The organism is Sphingomonas radiodurans, from assembly GCF_020866845.1.
GTDB classification, from domain to species: Bacteria; Pseudomonadota; Alphaproteobacteria; order Sphingomonadales; family Sphingomonadaceae; genus Sphingomonas; species Sphingomonas radiodurans.
This window is the reverse complement of sequence record NZ_CP086594.1, coordinates 871,618-890,776: the sequence shown is the minus strand read 5'-3', so window position 1 is coordinate 890,776 and position 19,159 is coordinate 871,618. Positions and strand designations below refer to the sequence as shown.

Here is a 19,159-nt window from a genome sequence, read left to right as displayed (position 1 = left end):
CGATCAACCTTGGAGCATGATCATGGACCCCCTGGATGCGATCGACGACACGGCGGCCGCGGCGGCGTTCCGCCGGCTGGTGCGGCATCTGCGCCATCGCAGCGATGCGCAGAACGTCGATCTGATGGGGTTGAGCGGGTTCTGCCGCAATTGCCTGTCGGACTGGATCGGCGAGGCCGGCGGATTGTCGAAGGACGCCGCGCGCGAGGCGATCTACGGCATGCCCTATGCGCAGTGGAAGGCGGAGCATCAGGCGGAAGCGACGCCAGAACAGCTGCGGCGAATGGAGGAAAGCGTCGCGAAGAACGCGGCGTAAGTCTGGCGCGCATCACGCTTGTCGAAAGCCGCTGTTTTCTCCTACGCCCGTCGCGAAGAACGAAACGGGGCAGCAATGACAAGAACGATCGCAATCGCTTTGATGATGACGGCGGGCACGCCCGCCTTGGCGCAGACGGCCGCCCCGGCCGTCAAGACCACGTACATCCACGCCGGCGCGCTGCTTGCTCGCGCCGGCCAGCCGCCGCGTGCCAACAGCACGATCATCGTGCGCGACGGCAAGGTCGCTGAGGTGCGCGATGGCTTCGTCGCGCCAGAGGCTGGCGCCGAGCTGATCGAGCTCAAGGACAAGTTCGTCCTGCCGGGGCTCATCGACCTCCACGTCCATTTGCTGGGGATCGGCGGCGATCCGATGCGTGCGCGGCTGACCGCGCTCAACACCGAACAGGCCGACGACGTGATGTACGGCGCCGGCAATGCGCGCGCGACTTTGCGGGCAGGGTTCACCACCGTGCGCGATCTCGGTGGTGAGCCGCGCAGCATCCGCGCGCTGCGCGACGCAGTGGAGCGCGGTGATATCGAGGGGCCGACGATCGTCAATGCGGGCACCGCGATCTCGGTGACGGGCGGCCACGGCGATCCGCTCAATGGCCTTGCCGAGCCTTACGCTCATGCCGTCGCCGCAACCGTCGAGAACACCTGCGACGGCCCGTCCGATTGCGTCCGCGCGACGCGGCGGCAGATCGGGCTTGGCGCGCAGGTGGTGAAGATCACCGCGACCGGCGGCGTGCTCTCCAACGTGTCCGGCGGGCTCGGCCGCGCCTTTACGCCCGAAGAAATGCGCGCGATCGTCGAGACGGCGCACGGGCTCGGCCGCAAGGTCGCGGCGCACAGCCACGCGGCGGAAGGGACCAAGGCGGCGCTGAACGCTGGAGTCGATACGATCGAGCACGGCAGCTTTATCGACGACGAAACGATCGCCTTGTTCAAGAAGACCGGCGCCTATCTGGTGCCGACCGAGATCGCGCCCGTCGCCGCGCTGGCGCAGGCGCGCGCCGGCGCACTCCCGCCGGCGGTGATCCCCAAGGCGGAGGCTGCCGCGGCGGCGATGCAGGAAAGCCACCGCCGCGCGTACAAGGCCGGCGTGAAGTTCGCCTTTGGCACCGACAGCGGCGTCTCGAAGCATGGCGAGAACGGCACCGAGTTCGCCTTGCTCGTTGACAAGGTGGGCATGAGCCCGACCGAGGCGATCCGCAGCGCGACGCTGACCGCCGCCGAGGTGCTGGGGCAGGGCAATACGATCGGCAGCATCGAGCCGGGCAAGACCGCCGACATCATCGCAGTCGACGCGTCACCGTTGGGCGACGTGCGCGAGCTCGAGCGGGTGCGCTTCGTGATGCATCGCGGTGCGGTGGCGAAGCGGCTGGGCGAATAACGATCGGGCGAATAGCGTTTGATCGCGACGGCGGCTTTCCATAAGGCCGCCGCCGCAACCGAAACGGTTAACCGCATCACCCGCGCGCATCGGCGACGCGGGACGGGCGGCGCTTCATGATCACAGGGGTATGACGATGGCTGAAGAACGCGGTGAAGGCATGGGCGGCGGCCATGTGGCGGCAGACGAACTCCGCCTGCTGATCGAGCGCGCCGAGCGGCTCGAGGAAGAGAAGAAGGGAATCGCAGACGACATCAAGGACGTGTTCGGCGAGGCGAAAAGCCGTGGCTATGATCCGAAGACGATGAAGAAGGTCATGTCGATCCGGAAGAAGAAGCGCGAGGAGTATCAGGAGGAGGAAATGATCCTGACGACCTATCTCGAAGCACTCGGAATGGTGTGAAAGACGACACCTGCGCGATTATTCGTCGCGCAGGTTTTCAAGCGCATGCCGATAAACTCGGAGGGCAACTGGGTCGCCGGCATTCAAGCGATCGACGATCTCCCGCACGTCCGTGACATGGCTCGCCAGCGCCGCGATCGAAACTGCAAGCGCATCAGTTAAAACTCCAAACAACCACATGAACGACCCGCGCATTAGGGCGATATCTGCTTCACTGACGAGAAGGTCGGCGACCGACTTAGGATGAGTTATCCGGTGCCGCGCCCGAAGCGCATTGCGCAGGTCCTCCCAATCTGTACCGCTGAAATCTACCATTAGTTGCGGGGCTATGACCTGAACCTGTTTGATTGTGAGACGAATACTTGCCGTTATGGTAACGTATCGTACCTGCTCTATGACTTCACCTTGCTCCGAGACTGTATAGTTTTGCTCTCGCAAGGCCATGTCAGCAAGCGGAGTAAGGTAACCCATTTCAAGGGAGATCGAACGGACCTGCTCGCGTGTTTGCCAGACCAGACCCTCAATCGCGGCAAATGACGTTCGAATAACGTTTCGTCGCGCTGCTTGAGTGTCTGTTTCGCTTAGGCCGTCAAACGCAACGATCACATCTTCTACAAGTGTGCGTAGAAACGGCTTGTTAGGATCAGTGCCTGTCGTCGTCATAGAGGTGTCACGCCGCCTCCGCCGCCGCCGTCGTCCATCCCAGCCGTGCGATGGTGATCGAGCGCTTCCCCGACAACTCCGTCCGCGTGACGATCAGGTCGCGGCTTTCGATATAGCCCATCAGCCGCCGCACGCGCCCGAGCGACGACGTGCCGTACGTCGCCGCCAGCGCTGCGTCGGTGGGGCAGGGGGCACCTTCACGCGCTGCCTTGGCGACGAGCAGGAACGGCCCGACCATGTCGTCGGGCAGCGGCCCGGCAAGCGCGATCGCCTCGGCCCAGTCTGGATCGTCGATGTCGAAAATCCCGGCGCGTGCGCACGACAGCCGCCGCGAAAATTCGCCGAGATCGATGCCCGAGCGCGACAGATCGGCCATGCGGCAGCGCACTTGGAAATCCTGGAACAGCACCGAGGCTGGGCGGCCATTCGACTCGGCATCGTCGACGATCGCACGCAGCACCTCGGCGACGACGGCGGCGACTTCCTCGGATGTGCGCTCGGGCTCCGACGATGGCTTTACCGGTGCCGGGCGCGCCATGTCGGCGATCAGTTCGTCCGCCGGGACGCGGCGCGGACGCGCGTCGAAGGCCATCGGCAGCTGCGGCGCGGCTTCCGGTTCGGGCGCGGCGAAGATCAGGTCCTGCAGGTCGGCCGGCGATGTGGCGGAGGGCAGCGGCGTCAGTTTGGGGCTGCCGCTGCGCGCGCTCGTCTCGACCGCGCCGATCTTCACCGTCATCGGCCGGCGGCACACCGCCGGGCCGAGCGCGAGGAAGGTGCCGCGCGGCAGATCGCGGATTGCTTCGGCCTGGCGCCGCTCCATCCCCAGCAGATCGGCGGCGCGCGCCATGTCGATGTCGAGGAAGGTGCGCCCCATCAGGAAGTTCGACGCTTCCGCCGCGACATTCTTGGCGAGCTTCGCGAGCCGCTGCGTCGCGATCACCCCGGCAAGGCCGCGCTTGCGCCCGCGGCACATCAGGTTGGTCATCGCCGACAGCGAGGCGCGGCGTACCTCCTCGGCCACTTCGCCCCCCGTCGTGGGGGCGAACAATTGCGCCTCGTCGACCACCACGAGCGCGGGGTACCAATGCTCGCGCGGGGCATCGAACAGCGCCGAAAGAAACGTCGCGGCGCAGCGCATCTGGCCCTCCGCCTCGAGCCCCTCGAGACTGAGCACCACCGACGCGCGATGCTCGCGCAGCCGTCCGGCGATTCGCGCGATCTCGCGCTCGGCATAGTCCGCCGCCTCGATCACGACATGGCCGTAGGTCGGCCCGAGCGTGACGAAATCGCCCTCCGGATCGATCACCACCTGCTGCACCTGGCCCGCCGAGCGTTCCAGCAGCCGGCGCAGCAGGTGCGACTTTCCCGAGCCCGAATTGCCCTGCACGAGCAATCGGGTAGCCAGCAATTCCTCAAGGTCGATCAGGACCGGCGCGCCCGAGGTGTCGGCGCCCATGTCCACGGCAATCGTCATAGCCGCGCAGATGGCGCAAGCGCATGAGTCGGCGCAAGACTTGATGAAGCGCCCCGCGCCAGCTTATGGCGCACGGCATGGCAGGTCATTCCAAATTCAAGAACATCATGCACCGCAAGGGTGCGCAGGATAAGAAGCGTTCGGGCATGTTCTCGAAGCTGAGCCGCGAAATTACCGTCGCGGCGAAGATGGGGCTTCCCGATCCGGACATGAACCCGCGGCTGCGCGCCGCGGTGAACGCCGCCAAGGCGCAGTCGGTGCCCAAGGACAATATCCAGCGCGCGATCGACAAGGCGAGCCGCAGCGACGTCGAGAATTACGAGGAAATCCGCTACGAGGGCTTCGGCCCCGGCGGCGTGAGCCTGATCATCGAGGCGCTGACCGACAACCGCAACCGTACCGCCACCAACGTGCGCACCGCGGTCAGCAAGAACGGCGGAAACTTGGGCGCATCGGGATCGGTGAGCCACGCCTTCGATCGGCTCGGGCAGATCGCCTATCCTGCCAGCGTTGGCGATGCCGAGAAGGTGTTCGAGGCGGCGCTCGAGGCGGGCGCGGAGGACGTCACGTCGAGCGAAGACGGCCACGAGATCTGGACGGCGCAGGGCGATTTGCACGAAGTGGCCAAGGCGCTCGAGCCGGTACTCGGCGAGGCCGAGAGCGCGAAGCTCGCGTGGCGCCCGCAGACGATGGTGGCGGTGGACGAAGGCGATGCGACCACGCTGTTCAAGCTGATCGACGCGCTGGACGACGACGACGACGTCCAGCAGGTGTGGGGCAATTACGAGGTCTCCGATGAAGTGATGGAGAAACTGGGCTAGTCCACTCCCCTCCCGCTTGCGGGAGGGGCTGGGGGAGGGCATGTCCCCCAAATGTTCCGTTTCGATCTAGTTCGACAGCCCCTCCCCAAACTCCTCCCGCAAACTGGAGGGGAGATTTGATCATCCTCGGCCTAGACCCTGGTCTCGGCACCACCGGCTGGGGCGTCATCGCGGCGGAGGGCAACCGGCTGCGGCATGTCGCCAACGGGCAGATCCGCACCGATACGACCGCAGCGCTGCCGCGGCGGCTCGCGAACCTCTATGCCGCGCTCCTCGACGTGATCCGGACCGAACGGCCCGACCATGCGGCGGTCGAGGAGGTGCTCGGCAACACCAATGCGCAATCGACGCTGAAGCTTGGGCAAGCGCGCGGCGTCGTGCTGCTCGCCGCGGCAGGGGCGGGGCTCAACATCGGCGAATATCATCCCTCGACGGTGAAGAAGGCGGTGGTCGGCACCGGCGGGGCGGAGAAGCGCCAGATCCAGGCGATGATCGGCGTGCTGTTGCCCGGCGCAAAGGTGGCGGGGCCGGACGCGGCGGACGCGCTCGCGGTGGCGATCTGCCACGCGCATCATGTCGCAAGCGCGGTGGGGATGATGCGGCGGGTGCAGGCCGGAGCCTGACGTGGATTACGGGCGGTTGGCCAGCGGGCGGCGACCCGCTAGGTGTCTCCCCAGCATGACGGACAATAACCGGTGATCGCATATCTCAAGGGCATCCTCGCCAGCACCGGCGCGGATCATGCCGTGATCGAGGTGGGCGGCATCGGCTATTTCGTCGGCGCATCGTCGCGCACGCTCGCCGCGCTCGGCCCGGTCGGCGAGGCGGTGCTGGTGCATACCGAGATGCTCGTCGGCGAGGATTTCCAACGGCTGGTCGGCTTTTCCGGAGCCGCCGAGCGCGACTGGTTCCGGCTGCTCACCGGGGTCCAAGGGGTCGGCGCCCGGGTGGCGCTGGCGATCCTGTCGGCGCTCGACCCGGCAGAGCTCAACCGCGCGGTCGCGGCACAGGACAAGGCGATGGTGGCGCGCGCGAACGGCGTCGGGCCGAAGCTTGCCGAGCGGATCGTGCGCGAGCTGAAGGACAAGGCCGGCGGGATCGTGTTGGGGCCGGGCGCGGTCGCACAGGCGATGCCCGTCGGCGCGGCGGCGGATGCGGTCTCGGCGCTGCTCAACCTTGGTTTCCGCCCGGCGGAGGCCTCGTCGGCGGTGGCGGCGGCGGAGGACGATCTGGGGCCGAGCGCGACGCTCGATGCGCTCGTGCGGCTGGCATTGCGCAAGGCGGCGAAATGAGCGCGCGGACGATCGCGGTGTACAGCCTCAAGGGCGGGGTCGGGAAGACGACGCTCGCGGTCAATCTTGCCTGGGCTGCGGCCACCTTGTCGTCGCGGCGCACGTTGCTGTGGGATCTCGATGGCCAGGCTGCATCGACCTGGATTCTCGGTCACGAACCCATCGGCCGTGAGGCAAGCGCCGCGATCCGGCGCGAGGTCGACCCGCGGCAGTTGGTCCGTCCCACCGCGGTCGAGCGGCTCGATCTGCTGCCGGCCGACGCGTCGCTACGCGAACTCGACGTGGCGTTCCACGCGCTCGACAAGAAGAACCGCCTCGCGCGGCTCGTCGAGGATCTTACCGGCGATTACGACCGGATCGTCATCGATTGCCCGCCGGGGCTGACCGACACGTCGGACCAGATCATGCGCGCGGCGGACCTCGTCGTCGTGCCGGTAATCCCCTCCGCGCTGTCGCGTCGCGCGCTCGATACGATCACGGCGCATATCCAGCGCAAGAAAGGGCCGAAGGTGACGCTGGCCCCGGTCTTTTCGATGGTCGATCGCCGCCGTGCGCTCCACCGCGAGGCGCTGGAGCAGCATCCCGACTGGCCGATCATCCCGATGGCGAGCGCGTTCGAGGCGATGACCGAGCGCCGCGCCCCGCTCGGCAGCTTTGCACCGCGCGGTTCGACCGGGGTGGAAGCGGTGGCGGCGCTGTGGCGGCGGGTGGAAAGCGCGCTCGCGGGGTTGAAGGCGTAGGTGGCGGTGCGTGCGCGGAAGGGCTATGTCGAACACATGAACAGTCTCACCGTCTCGATGCCACCGGCGCTGCAGAGCTGGATCGATGCCCGTCTTGCCGAAGGCAAATATACTGATGCGGCTGACTATCTGCGCGATCTGGTGCGGCGCGATCGGGCTCATGCTTCGGACGACGTGGCTATGCTTCGATCGATGATCGAGGATGGGCTCGCGTCAGGGATCGATGAACGCGAACCCGAAGAAGTGCTGCGCGAGGTGATGGCGCGCGTCGGACGTGGCTAGGCTGCGGATCAGCAATCTCGCATCGGCAGATCTTGATGACATACGGCTGGAAGGAGAGGCGAGGTTCGGCCCGGATGCCTCGTTACGCCACCTTGGCGGCTTCGACAGGATCTTTGGTTTGCTTCGTGATCAGCCGATGATCGGTCAGCTTCGACCGGAATTGGGGCCTGACGTTCGTACCTTCTCACATCGGCCGCATCGGGTGGTATATCGAACCGACGGAGATGAAGTGCTGATCCTGCGCATCGTTCATTCGGCGCAGGATGGGCCGACCGTGGCACGGTCGATCCAGTGACCGACACCGATCGCCTCATCACCCCTGCACGCAAGGCCGAAGACGCCGATGCCGCGCTGCGCCCGAAGCGTCTCGATGAGTTCGTCGGCCAGGCGGCGGCGCGCGAGAATTTGCGTGTCTTCATCGAGGCGGCACGGCAACGCGGGGATGCGCTCGATCACGTGCTGTTCTTCGGCCCGCCCGGGCTGGGCAAGACGACGCTGGCGCAGATCGTCGCGCGCGAGATGGGTGTGGGGTTCCGCGCAACGTCCGGCCCGGTGATCGCCAAGTCGGGCGATCTTGCGGCGCTGCTGACCAATCTCGAGGATGGCGACGTGCTGTTCATCGACGAGATCCATCGGCTGCAGCCGGCGGTCGAGGAAGTCCTCTACCCGGCGATGGAGGATCGTGCGCTCGATCTGATGATCGGCGAAGGGCCGTCGGCGCGCAGCGTGCGGATTGATTTGCCGCGCTTCACGCTGGTCGGTGCGACGACGCGGCAGGGCTTGCTGACGACGCCGCTGCGCGACCGGTTCGGCATTCCGATTCGGTTGCAATTCTATACCGTCGAGGAACTGACCCGGGTCGTGACCCGCGCGGCGGGGCTGCTCGATCTCGACGTGTCGGCAGATGGGGCGACCGAGATCGCGCGGCGTGCGCGTGGCACACCCCGCATCGCCGGGCGGCTGCTGCGCCGGGTGCGCGATTTCGCCAATGTCGCTGGGACGATCAAGGTGGATGCGACGGCCGCCGACAATGCGCTCAACCGGCTGGAGGTCGACAACCTCGGGCTCGATGCGATGGACCGGCGCTATCTCACGATGATCGCTGATATTTATCGTGGCGGGCCGGTGGGCGTGGAGACGCTCGCTGCCGGGCTGTCCGAGCCGCGCGACACGATCGAGGAAGTGATCGAGCCGTATCTGATCCAGCTCGGACTGGTCGCTCGAACCGCGCGAGGGCGGATGCTCAACGCCGGTGGCTGGAAGCACCTCGGTCTCAACCCGCCCGCCGGCAGCCAGGACGGGTTGTTCGATCAGTGACGGAGCCGCAAGCGGATTGGCGGCGTTGTGCCATTAACCAAGCAAGAGGATCGTGATGACGCATACCCCACCGGTGCCGCCGGCGAACACTTCTCCCTTCCCGATCCAGGAACCACCGCATCCGCCTTCGTCCGCGATGAACGATGCCGATGGCTGGGCGGTGGCGCCGGCGAAGCGGGGCTGGTCGCTGGGCCGGATGCTCGGCGCGGCGGCCGGGGTCGGCGCGATCGTAATCGGGGTGACGGCGGTGCTCTTTCCGCGTGAGGCGCCGGCGAAGCCAAAGGCGAAGAAGAAGCGCTGAGCGCAGTTCCCCTCCCGCTTGCGGGAGGGGGCGCTCCAAGCAGCGACCGCCGCGCAGAAAATGTTGCGTGGCACCCAAAGCCCCCGCCTGCTAGCCAGCAGGCATGACGCTTTCCGCCGCCGCCTCTGCTCGCGAGATCCTCGTCAACCTGCATGACGTGATGGCTGCGCGATCGAATGCACAGGCCAAGCTCAACCAGGTCGTCGAGATCATCGGCGAGGCGCTGGATAGCGAGGTGTGCTCGATCTATCTGCTGCGCGACGGCGTACTCGAACTGTTCGCGACACGCGGCCTCGATCCTGCTGCGGTGCACGTCACCAAATTGGCGATGCGCGAAGGGCTGGTCGGCATGATTGCGGACAGCGGCGAGATCCTCAACCTCGACGAGGCGGCGAGCCATCCCGATTTCGCCTACAAGCCCGAGACCGGCGAGGATCGCTTCCACAGTTTCGCCGGCGTGCCGATCATCCGGCGCGAGCGGTCGGTTGGCGTGCTGGCGGTGCAGCATGCCGATCCGCGCCGCTACGCCGATATCGAAATCGAGGCGCTGCAGACCGTCGCGATGGTGCTGAGCGAGTTGATCGCCAATGCCGGGCTGATCGACCAGGGCGGGCCGAGTGACCGGCCGCAGCAATCGACCGCAACCGTGCGGCTGATGGGCCAGAAGCTCGTCGACGGAATGGGGGCTGGCTGCGCCGTCTTTCACCAGCCGCGCATCCATATCGAACATACCGTCGCAGAAGACACCGAGGCCGAACGCCACCGCGTCTACGCCGCGTTCGACAAGATGCGCGAGCAGATCGAGAAGATGACCCGCGAGGCCGAGTTCGGCACCGGCGGCGAGCATGAGGAAGTGCTCGAGACCTACAAGATGTTCGCTTACGACGAAGGTTGGGCGCGGCGCATCAACGAGGCGATCGATAGCGGGTTGACCGCCGAGGCGGCGATCGAGCGCGTGCAGCAGCGCACGCGCCAGCGGATGCGGCAGATCGACGATCCGTTGCTGGCCGAACGGATGCATGATCTGGAGGATCTGTCGAACCGGCTGCTGCGCATCGTATCGGGGCAGATGGGCACCGCGGCGCAGCTGGGGCTGCGGCAGGACGCGATCCTGATCGCGCGTAACCTGGGCCCGGCCGAGCTGCTGGAATATGATCGCCGGCGGCTGAAGGGCGTGGTGCTCGAGGAAGGCTCGCTAACCGCGCACGTCACGATCGTCGCGCGGGCGATGGGCGTGCCGGTGCTCGGCCGCGTTCGCGATGTACGCCGCGTGATCAACGAGGGCGATCTGCTGCTGCTCGACGGGGCGGAGGGATCGTTGCTGGTGCGCCCGTCCACTGCGATGGAGGAGGCGTTCGACGCGCAGCTGGTGCTGCGGCAGAAGCGCAAGGCCGCCTATGCCGCGCTGCGCGACGTCAAGCCGATCACCAAGGACGGGCACCGCGTGACCGTGATGGTCAATGCCGGCCTGCGCGACGATGTCGGCGCGCTCGACGTGACCGGCGCGGACGGAATCGGGCTGTTCCGTACCGAGTTCCAGTTCCTCGTCTCGGCGACTTTGCCGCAGCGCGAGCGCCAGCAGCGGCTGTATCGCGAAGTGCTCGAGGTCGCCGGTGATCGCCCGGTGATCTTCCGCACGGTCGATATCGGCGGCGACAAAGCCCTGCCGTATTTGGTGCAGGATCCGGCGGGCGAGGAAAATCCAGCGATGGGCTGGCGCGCGCTGCGGCTGTCGCTCGAGCGCGACGGGCTGATGAAGGCGCAGGCGCGTGCGCTGCTCGATGCGGCGGCGGGGCGCTCGCTCAACGTCATGTTCCCGATGGTCAGCGAGGCGTGGGAGTTCGACGAGGCGCGCGCCTTGTTCGAGCAGCAACGTGATTGGATCGCCTCGCGCAATCGCCGCTTGCCCAGTGAAATCCGCTATGGCGCGATGCTCGAGGTGCCGAGCCTCGCGTTCCAGCTAGATCTGCTGCTGCCACAGGTCGATTTTGTCTCGATCGGCACCAATGATCTGACGCAGTTTCTCTTCGCCGCCGATCGCGCCAATCCGAAGCTGGCGGAACGCTACGATTGGCTGTCCGCCTCAATCCTGCGGTTCCTGCGCCGCGTGGTGGAGCCGTGCCGCGCCGCGGGCGTGCCGCTGGCGGTGTGCGGTGAGATGGGCGGGCGGCCGCTCGAAGCGCTCGCGCTGATAGGGATCGGCATTGACCGGCTGTCTATCACGCCCGCCGCAGTCGGCCCGATCAAGGCGATGATCCGTTCGCTCGATCGCGGCGCGGTGACGCAGGTGATGACCGATCTGCTCGCCGCGCCGCCGCGCGACATGCGCGGCGCGTTGCTGGCGTGGGCGCAGGCGCAGGGCGTCGAACTGGGCTGAGCAGCCGACCAAAAGCACGGTCGTTCGATTGACACCAATTGCCCTGTCTGTGAGACGTGCAAGCGCAAGGGCGGACAGGGTTTGGTCCGCCCGACGCGGAGATCCGAATGACTGAGGCCGAGCGCGGCGACAACGCGACGCTCTTTCCACAACCCGTTGGCGACAGGCTGCGTGCGGCACGTGAGCGGCAGGGCATGACGCTTGCGGAGATCGGCGCGCGCACCCGCGTGCCACTGCGCCACCTGGAAGCGATCGAAGGCTCCAATTACAGCCTGTTGCCATCCCCGACCTATGCGGTCGGATTCGTGCGGGCCTATGCGCGTGCGGTTGGCGAAGACGAAGTGGTGATGGCTCGCGATGCGCGGGTCGAGGCGTTGAAGACGCCGCGCGAAAAGCCGCAATATCAGCCGTACGAGATCGCCGATCCGACGCGCGTGCCCAGCCGCGGGCTGGTGATCGCGGCGGCCGGGCTTGGGCTTGCGATCGTCGTACTGGCGATCCTGTGGTTTGCGACCGGATTGATCCGCAGTGAGGGTAGCGCGCCGGACGTGACGCCATCGGTCGCAGTGGCTGTCCCCGCCGCCCAGCCGTCAGCCGCACCGGCGCTGTCGGCGACCGGCCAGGTTACGCTGACCGCAACCGACGAGGTGTGGGCCCGGGTGTATGACGCTGCGAACGAGACGCTGTATCTCGGCACGATGAAGCCGGGCGAGCGGTTCGACGTGCCGCCGGGCGCGAATAACCCGATGATCAACGTCGGCCGGCCGGACAAATTGCAGGTGACGCTGAACGGATCGATGCTCCCGCCGCTTGGCACTGGGGAACGGGCGATCAAGGACGTGCCGGTCGGCGCGGCGGCACTCGCCGCGAAGGTCAACGGTCAGCCCACGCCCGCCGCCGCGCCGGTTGCCGCCACGCAGCGGACAGACACTGCGGTGCCGCCCGCGTTCGCCGGTGCGCCTGGCGCGGACGCATCCGCCGACCGTCGCGATGCGGCTCGCCCTTAAGGCTGGCGACAGCAACGCAAAGTTAGCTATAGCTTTTGGCTAGTAGCGCCGGGGGGTCGTAGATGCGTAGGTTCCTGATCGCCTTCATGTTGGCCGGCGTGGCGACGCCGGCATTCGCACAAACCGGGCTCGATGGCCGTGTCGGCAAGCTCGAAAGCGAGATGCGTGCCGTACAGCGCAAGGTGTTCCCCGGTGGCGCCGGTGCTTATCTCGAGCCGCAGGTACGCCCGGCCGAAACGCCGCGGCAGGAAATCGGTGCGCCGTCGTCGAGCGCCGTGGACGATCTGACTCAGCGAGTTTCATCGCTTGAAGCGCAGATCGCCTCGATGACCGGGCAGATCGAGCAAACGCAATATCGCCTGCGCCAGTTCGAAGAGCAGTTCAACGCGTACAAGAAATCGACCGATGCACGGATCGGCAGCGGCGCGGCCGCGCCCGTCGGCGGCGACGATGCCGGTCCGGTCGTGCCGCCGCCGCCGCGTTCGAGCGTGCCGGCGACGACGCGGCCCGTCACGCGGCCGTCGGGAAGCCTTGAGGCGCAACTGGGCGACACCGCGCCTGCGGCGAGCCCGGCCGGCGGCGGAATCGAAAAGCCTTCAACCGGGCAGCCCGACGAGGACGAATATATCTACGGCTATCGGCTGTGGGCGGCCAAGCGCTATGCCGCGGCGGCGGAGCAGCTGAAGAAGGTGGCTGCCGCCTATCCGCGCTCGCGCCGCGCGAGCTATGCGCAGAACCTGCTCGGCCGCACCTATCTCGACGATGGCAAGCCGAGCCTCGCGTCGATCGCTTTCTACGACAATTACAAGAAGATGCCCGATGGCGAGCGGGCGCCCGAGAGCCTTTATTATCTTGGCCAGGCATTGCTGAAGCTCAACAAGCCGGCGGACGCATGCAAGGTCTATGGCGAGCTGATCGACGTCTATGGCGACAAGATCGGGCAGGGCATGAAGGACGATGTCGGTCGTGCGCGCACGTCCGCCAAGTGCAAGTGACGGCGCCGGCCTCGGCTTCCGGCAGATAAAGTGTCCGACACAGCGCCGGACGCCGCCGACGTCGAGCGGTTTCGGCGCGATGTCGAGCGACTGATCGATCGTGCCTATGACGGCGGCAAACTCGCGCCAGACACTCGACTAGCGCTTGCCGTATCGGGCGGACCGGACAGTATGGCGATGCTCGCGCTCGCCGCGGCGGCCTACCCTGGCCGGGTGATCGCGGCGACGTTCGATCACCAGCTTCGCGATCGCTCGGCGGACGAGGCACAGATGGTCGCCGCGGCATGCGCATCGATCGACGTACCGCATCGAACGCTCGTCCCCGCGGAGGATATTACGGGCAGTAGCATTCAAGCGCGGGCACGCGTTTCGCGCTATGGCGGGCTGGTCGCATGGGCGGTGTCGGAAGGCACCAGCGCTTTGCTCACGGCGCATCACGCCGACGATCAGGCCGAAACGTTGCTTATGCGGCTCAACCGAGCATCGGGGATTGCCGGGCTCGCCGCGATCCGTCCCTGGCGATACGAGGGGGCGATCGTGGTGCTGCGTCCATTGCTGGGCTGGCGTCGCGGCGATCTGCGCGCGATCGTGTCGGCCAGCGGGCTGCCGTTCGTCGACGATCCGTCGAACGAGGATACGCGCCACGATCGCACGCGCATCCGCGCGATGCTCGCCGCTACCCCCGCGCTCGACCCGGTCGCGCTCGCCGCCTCGGCGCTATATCTCGGCGAGGCGGAGGAAGTGCTGAGCGGCCAAGTGGCGACCTTGTGGGAAGATCGCTGGCACGGCCCCGATCGCCCGTTCGTGCTCCACGATCTTTGGCGTGAGTTGCAGCGGCGCCTCGTGCGCATGGCGATAGCAGACACGCGTCGGACGCTGGGAATCGTGCTGCCGCCGTTCGGCGACGGGTCGAATGTCGAGGCGGTTCTCGACGCGCTGGCAGCGTGCCGCACGAGTACGATCGGCGGCGTGATGATCGTCCAGCAGGACCATGGTTGGACGTTCCGGAGAGCCCCGCCGCGTCGATCACACTGACCGGCGAATTCGCTGCACCGTTCCATTGCCATTAACCTCGCGCAGCTTACATTGCAGGTGTTGAGAGGTAGCGCATGAACGACAACGACAAGCAGTCCGGCGGTGATAACGGAGCCGGCGGCCCCAATCCCTGGATGAAAAGCCTGCTCATCTGGGTGGGTATTTTGCTGTCGCTGGCGATCGTCGTCACCATGTTCGATGGCCGATCGACCGCCGCGAGCGGCAATTCGATCGCGTATTCCGCGTTCCTCGACAAGGTTGACGAGGGCACCGTCAAGGACGTCGTGATCTCGCGCGACCAGATCAGCGGCACGCTGTCGAGCGGCGAGAAGTTCCGCACCGATCCGGTCACCGATCCGCAGCTCACCGATCGCCTGCGCAAGGCCGGCGTCGAGATTTCGGGCAAGCGCGAGGAAGGCCCGTCGGTCTGGCAGTATATGCTGGTCCAGGCGCTTCCGTTCCTGCTGTTCCTCGGCATCGCGTTCTTCGTTGTACGCCAGATGCAGAAGGGCGGCGGCGCTGGCGGCGCGATGGGCTTCGGCAAGAGCCGCGCGAAGATGCTGACGCAGAAGGAAGGCAAGGTTACTTTCCAGGACGTCGCAGGCATCGACGAAGCGCGCGAGGAGCTTGAGGAAATCGTCGAGTTCCTGAAGGATCCGTCTAAGTTCGCGCGCCTCGGTGGCAAGATCCCCAAGGGTGCATTGCTGGTCGGCTCGCCCGGTACCGGCAAGACGCTGCTTGCCCGCGCGATTGCTGGGGAGGCGGGCGTGCCGTTCTTCACCATTTCGGGCTCTGATTTCGTCGAGATGTTCGTCGGCGTCGGCGCGAGCCGTGTGCGCGACATGTTCGAGCAGGCTAAGAAGAGCGCGCCCTGCATCGTCTTCATCGACGAGATTGACGCGGTCGGTCGCCATCGTGGTGCGGGCCTCGGCAATGGCAATGACGAGCGTGAACAGACGCTCAACCAGTTGCTGGTCGAGATGGACGGCTTCGAGGCCAATGAAGGCATCATCATCATCGCGGCGACCAACCGCCCGGACGTTCTCGATCCCGCGTTGCTGCGTCCGGGCCGTTTCGATCGCCAGGTCGTCGTGCCGCGCCCGGATATCGAGGGCCGCGTGAAGATCCTCGAAGTGCATATGAAGAAGACGCCACTGGCGCCGGATGTCGATGCGCGAACGATCGCGCGCGGCACGCCGGGCTTCTCGGGCGCCGATCTTGCGAACCTCGTCAACGAGGCGGCGCTGACCGCCGCTCGCAAGGGCAAGCGGCTTGTCGCGATGGCCGAGTTCGAAGAGGCGAAGGACAAGGTCATGATGGGTGCCGAGCGGCGCTCGATGGTTATGACCGACGAAGAAAAGCGCATGACTGCCTATCACGAGGCCGGCCACGCGGTGGTCGCGCTGCACGAGCCGGCGTCTGATCCGATCCACAAGGCGACGATCATCCCGCGCGGCCGTGCGCTGGGCATGGTGATGCGCCTGCCGGAGCGGGACAGCTACAGCTACCATCGTGACAAGATGTACGCGAACCTGTCGGTGGCAATGGGCGGCCGTGTCGCCGAGGAAGTCATCTTCGGCTACGACAAGGTCTCGTCGGGCGCGAGCAGCGACATTCAGTACGCCACTGGCCTCGCGCGCGACATGGTCACCAAGTGGGGCATGTCCGACAAGGTCGGCCCGGTCGATTATGCGCAGCCCGAAGGTGAAAGCTTCCTCGGCTATTCCTCGTCGCAGCCGACGCACATGTCGAACGAGACGGCGCAACTGATCGATCACGAGATCAAGTCGATCGTCGAAGGCGGCCTGAACCGCGCCCGGACGCTGCTGACCGATCACGCCGATCAGCTGCACCTGCTCGCCGAAGCGCTGCTCGAGTATGAGACGCTGAGCGGCGACGAGATCAAGAAGCTGATCGCCGGTGACGGCATCGGTCGGATCGATCAGGGGCCGAAGACCGTGTCACTTCCCACCGCAGGCACGTCGATCCCCAAGACGCGCCGTCCCCAGGGACCGTTTGGGACGCCATCGCCAGCAGGCGCCTGAGCAGGTCTAAGCTAGGCTCCTACATCGATTGTGACGCCGTTTGCCGCCATTCCCGCCTCCGCGGGGATGGCGGTAACGTGTAAGCCATTCACCACCGATCCTGTCCTACAGCGCCCGACCCATGGCATGGTTCACCGCCATGATAGGAGGGTCGCGTATGTTGAATCGAAACGCACCAGCGCCTCAACTTCCTCAACATTCGCGTCGCGAACCGCCCGGCTCTAGGCGAGGCCGAGGTAAAGCAGCAGCAGCACGAACGCCGGGATGATCATTGTGATGATCAACCATGTCAGCAGGATCGTGCGGATCAGCGCGCTTGGCCGCCCTAGACTGTAGATGCCGCGCATCTGCTTGTAGATGTGGATCGGGGGCAAGAGTGTGCCAGCGAAAAACAGCGCCGGGCTGGGAACGCCGATCGTGCTGAGGATCGCCAGGACGATCGTCAGCAGCGACATGAAGGTCAGCGAATAAGTGGTGAAGACCGCATGGTCGTAGAGCCCGAACTTGCGGTTGAACGGGAACAGCAGCCACAGGAACGGGATCGAGAGTGGGATGAGCGCCCAGCTGTATTTGTACGCCGACGTCTTCATCTTGTAGAACAGGAGCTTGGGATTCTCCCGGGCGGTCCGGACTTTGTCCTCAAGCCATTGCTCGTCGGTGGTGGCGGGCCCCTCCCTCTTGTCGAGCGCATCGGTGATCGGCAACCGCTTCTCCGCCTCGCCTAGATCGCGTCGGGCCTCGGTCGCGACCTTGAGGCGTCGTTCGAGGCTAGCAATGCGCTCTGCATCGGGCTCGGCTTCCGCACGCTCTTCGCGCAGGTCCGTCGTAAGGTCCGTCACTTGCGTCTCGGCGCGCTTGCGTTCCTCGGTAACCTTAGCGCGCGCTTCGGTGAGCCCACCGCTGACCCCGGATTTGAGGAAATCGCCACCGACGATGTCCCAGCCCGGCAAGTTCGCGACGATCGCAAACATCAGGAAGACCGTGAACAGGAACAAGGCGAGCGGAGATACGAAGCGCGCCCGCTCGCCATCGATGTAACGCCGCGTCAACTCGCCAGGGCGGCGGATCAGCATCGGCAGCGTGTGCCACGCCTTGCCTTCGAAGTGGAACACGCCATGCGCTATATCGTGGAAGATGGCGCCTGCGGTACGATGGACATGGCCCGCCTGGCCGCAGGCATGGCAATGCGATCCGATCAGCGCAGTCCCGCAATTGAGGCAGGCGCTGGGGTGATCATGCTGGGCGTGCGCCTCACCGGCTGGCCGCTCGACCGCGCGGGCGAACAGCCCGCCGCTCACCACATCCGCGCCCGCTTCGATCCCGTCCGCCATCGCAAGCCCCCGCTTGATCGACAGCAAGATAGCGCGTTCCGGCGACAACGCAAAACGGCGGCGAGCAAGGCCCGCCGCCGTCTATATGAGGCGGTTCAATACTTGGAGAGCTGTACCGGCAACTTGCGATAACCATGGACAAAACATGCCGCGACGCGCTCGGGCTCTCCGGTGACGTTCACGCGCATCCGCCGCTTGGCCATTTCCTCGAGCAGAATACCGATCTGCAATTCGGCAAGCCGAGCGCCGACGCAGCGGTGGATACCGTGGCCAAACGCGAGGTGGCGGCGGGCATTGGGGCGGTCGACGATCAGCTTGTCGGCGTCCTCGCCAAACACGCTCTCGTCGCGATTGCCCGAGATGTACCACATCGCAAGCTTGTCACCGGCCTTGATCTGCTGACCCATCAGTTCGGTGTCGGCGGTCGCGGTCCGGCGCATGTGGGCGAGCGGGGTCTGCCAGCGGATGATCTCGCTGACGGCGTTGGGGATCAGGGACGGATCGGCCTCTAACTTGGTCCGCTGGTCGGCATATTTGTCGAGGCCGTAAGCGAGGCCCGACATGGTGTTGCGCGTCGTATCGTTGCCGCCGACGATCAGCAGGATCAGGTTTCCGAGGAATTCGTGATCGTCCATTTCGCGCATCGCATCCGAATGGACCATCATGCTGATGAGATCAGGCTGCCGCGGTTTGTCGAGCCGCTCGTTCCAAAGCCGACGGAAGTAGGTGCCGCATTCGAACAAATGGACCAGTCGCTGCTGGCGCAATTCTTCGTTCTTGATGATCTCGATGTCGCCGGCCCAGTCCGACCAGAAGGTCAGCTTGCGGCGATCTTCCCACGGGAAGTCGAACAGGATCGCAAGCATGCCGGTGGTCAGCTCGATCGAAACGGTATCGACCCAGTCGAATTCCTCGCCCCATGGCAGGGTGTCGAGTACTTCCGCGGTGCGGTGTCGGATTTCGGCGGACAGGCGCGTCATCTCGGATGGGGTGAAGGCTGGCGCGACGGTGCGGCGCTGTGCTGTGTGAACCGGACGATCGCGCGCGATGAACATCGGCATCTTCACCGCATTGGGATCGCCCATCTCGAAATTGGCGAGCGTGATCCCACCGGCTTCGGACGAAAAGAGATCGGGGAGCGATTCCACTTCGACGATCGGCTTGTACGTGGAGACCGACCAATAGGGGCCAAACTCCGAATCGCGCACGTAATGGACCGGCGCTTCGGCCCGCAGCCGCATGAAGGGCTCACGCCATGTATCGTTGAGATAAAGCTCCGACCGGCTGACGTCGAGCGGATCGACCGTCGGGGCCTCAAACGCGTCCTTCGCAAGCGTCGCCATTTTCTCTCTCCCGTTTCTTTTC

General features: G+C 65.8%; 20 protein-coding genes. 16 read left to right on the top strand and 4 right to left on the bottom strand.

Features of this window, described 5'->3' with window-relative positions:
* Positions 1 to 22: 22 nt before the first annotated feature.
* From LLW23_RS04385 to LLW23_RS04375, 3 genes are all read left to right on the top strand, one after another.
* The gene (locus tag LLW23_RS04385) at positions 23 to 316 is read left to right on the top strand and encodes a DUF1244 domain-containing protein (RefSeq protein ID WP_228947561.1); all 294 of its coding nucleotides are present in this window, start codon (positions 23 to 25) and stop codon (positions 314 to 316) included.
* Between the two features lie 75 nt (positions 317 to 391).
* Entirely contained in the window at positions 392 to 1,711 is a 1,320-nt protein-coding gene (locus LLW23_RS04380) for a metal-dependent hydrolase family protein (protein ID WP_228947560.1), read from the top strand.
* Positions 1,712 to 1,847: 136 nt separating this feature from the next.
* Positions 1,848 to 2,114 carry a DUF2312 domain-containing protein gene (locus LLW23_RS04375; RefSeq protein WP_408642015.1) on the top strand — a complete coding sequence of 89 codons (267 nt, stop codon included), beginning with the start codon at positions 1,848 to 1,850 and terminating at the stop codon, positions 2,112 to 2,114.
* Between the two features lie 18 nt (positions 2,115 to 2,132).
* Here LLW23_RS04375 and LLW23_RS04370 read toward each other — a convergent pair whose 3' ends face one another.
* Positions 2,133 to 2,777 carry a hypothetical protein gene (locus LLW23_RS04370; RefSeq protein ID WP_228947559.1) on the bottom strand — a complete coding sequence of 215 codons (645 nt, stop codon included), beginning with the start codon at positions 2,775 to 2,777 and terminating at the stop codon, positions 2,133 to 2,135.
* Between the two features lie 7 nt (positions 2,778 to 2,784).
* Complete coding sequence (locus LLW23_RS04365) at positions 2,785 to 4,251, bottom strand: ATP-binding protein (protein ID WP_228947558.1); 1,467 nt, start codon at positions 4,249 to 4,251, stop codon at positions 2,785 to 2,787.
* 77 nt (positions 4,252 to 4,328) lie between these two features.
* On the opposite strand from LLW23_RS04365, the gene LLW23_RS04360 reads away from it, so the two are divergent.
* The 13 genes from LLW23_RS04360 to ftsH all read left to right on the top strand — a co-directional run bounded on the left by LLW23_RS04360 (position 4,329) and on the right by ftsH (position 16,463).
* Positions 4,329 to 5,072 (top strand): YebC/PmpR family DNA-binding transcriptional regulator, encoded by a 744-nt coding sequence (locus LLW23_RS04360; RefSeq protein WP_228947557.1) that lies wholly within the window; start codon positions 4,329 to 4,331, stop codon positions 5,070 to 5,072.
* A 116-nt stretch (positions 5,073 to 5,188) separates the two neighbouring features.
* Entirely contained in the window at positions 5,189 to 5,695 is a 507-nt protein-coding gene (gene ruvC, locus LLW23_RS04355) for a crossover junction endodeoxyribonuclease RuvC (protein WP_228947556.1), read from the top strand.
* Positions 5,696 to 5,767: 72 nt separating this feature from the next.
* Positions 5,768 to 6,364 (top strand): Holliday junction branch migration protein RuvA, encoded by a 597-nt coding sequence (ruvA, locus tag LLW23_RS04350; protein WP_228947555.1) that lies wholly within the window; start codon positions 5,768 to 5,770, stop codon positions 6,362 to 6,364.
* A complete protein-coding gene (locus LLW23_RS04345) occupies positions 6,361 to 7,104 on the top strand; it encodes a ParA family protein (RefSeq protein WP_228947554.1) in 744 nt (247 codons plus the stop codon). Before ruvA ends, LLW23_RS04345 begins: the two co-directional genes overlap by 4 nt.
* Positions 7,105 to 7,110: 6 nt before the next feature.
* Positions 7,111 to 7,386: a ribbon-helix-helix domain-containing protein gene (locus LLW23_RS04340; protein WP_228947553.1), complete on the top strand. Its 276-nt coding sequence runs from the start codon at positions 7,111 to 7,113 to the stop codon at positions 7,384 to 7,386.
* Positions 7,379 to 7,681, top strand: a complete 303-nt coding sequence (locus tag LLW23_RS04335; RefSeq protein ID WP_228947552.1) for a type II toxin-antitoxin system RelE/ParE family toxin — start codon at positions 7,379 to 7,381, stop codon at positions 7,679 to 7,681. The genes LLW23_RS04340 and LLW23_RS04335 overlap by 8 nt, the downstream gene beginning before the upstream one ends.
* Positions 7,678 to 8,703 carry a Holliday junction branch migration DNA helicase RuvB gene (gene ruvB, locus LLW23_RS04330; protein WP_228947551.1) on the top strand — a complete coding sequence of 342 codons (1,026 nt, stop codon included), beginning with the start codon at positions 7,678 to 7,680 and terminating at the stop codon, positions 8,701 to 8,703. Before LLW23_RS04335 ends, ruvB begins: the two co-directional genes overlap by 4 nt.
* A 55-nt stretch (positions 8,704 to 8,758) precedes the next feature.
* Positions 8,759 to 9,004, top strand: a complete 246-nt coding sequence (locus LLW23_RS04325) for a hypothetical protein (RefSeq protein WP_228947550.1) — start codon at positions 8,759 to 8,761, stop codon at positions 9,002 to 9,004.
* Between the two features lie 103 nt (positions 9,005 to 9,107).
* Complete coding sequence (gene ptsP, locus LLW23_RS04320; protein WP_228947549.1) at positions 9,108 to 11,381, top strand: phosphoenolpyruvate--protein phosphotransferase; 2,274 nt, start codon at positions 9,108 to 9,110, stop codon at positions 11,379 to 11,381.
* A 107-nt stretch (positions 11,382 to 11,488) separates the two neighbouring features.
* Positions 11,489 to 12,388: a helix-turn-helix domain-containing protein gene (locus LLW23_RS04315; protein ID WP_228947548.1), complete on the top strand. Its 900-nt coding sequence runs from the start codon at positions 11,489 to 11,491 to the stop codon at positions 12,386 to 12,388.
* 62 nt (positions 12,389 to 12,450) lie between these two features.
* Complete coding sequence (locus tag LLW23_RS04310) at positions 12,451 to 13,383, top strand: tol-pal system YbgF family protein (protein WP_228947547.1); 933 nt, start codon at positions 12,451 to 12,453, stop codon at positions 13,381 to 13,383.
* A 30-nt stretch (positions 13,384 to 13,413) separates the two neighbouring features.
* Positions 13,414 to 14,418 carry a tRNA lysidine(34) synthetase TilS gene (tilS, locus tag LLW23_RS04305; protein ID WP_228947546.1) on the top strand — a complete coding sequence of 335 codons (1,005 nt, stop codon included), beginning with the start codon at positions 13,414 to 13,416 and terminating at the stop codon, positions 14,416 to 14,418.
* Positions 14,419 to 14,492: 74 nt separating this feature from the next.
* Complete coding sequence (gene ftsH / locus LLW23_RS04300) at positions 14,493 to 16,463, top strand: ATP-dependent zinc metalloprotease FtsH (protein ID WP_270049250.1); 1,971 nt, start codon at positions 14,493 to 14,495, stop codon at positions 16,461 to 16,463.
* Between the two features lie 221 nt (positions 16,464 to 16,684).
* On the opposite strand, the gene LLW23_RS04295 is transcribed toward ftsH, so the two are convergent.
* Together LLW23_RS04295 and LLW23_RS04290 are read right to left on the bottom strand one after the other, a co-directional pair.
* Positions 16,685 to 17,821, bottom strand: coding sequence for a DUF3667 domain-containing protein (locus LLW23_RS04295; RefSeq protein ID WP_228947545.1), 1,137 nt, complete (start codon positions 17,819 to 17,821; stop codon positions 16,685 to 16,687).
* A gap of 68 nt (positions 17,822 to 17,889) precedes the next feature.
* Positions 17,890 to 19,137: a cytochrome P450 gene (locus LLW23_RS04290; RefSeq protein WP_228947544.1), complete on the bottom strand. Its 1,248-nt coding sequence runs from the start codon at positions 19,135 to 19,137 to the stop codon at positions 17,890 to 17,892.
* Positions 19,138 to 19,159 lie beyond the last annotated feature (22 nt).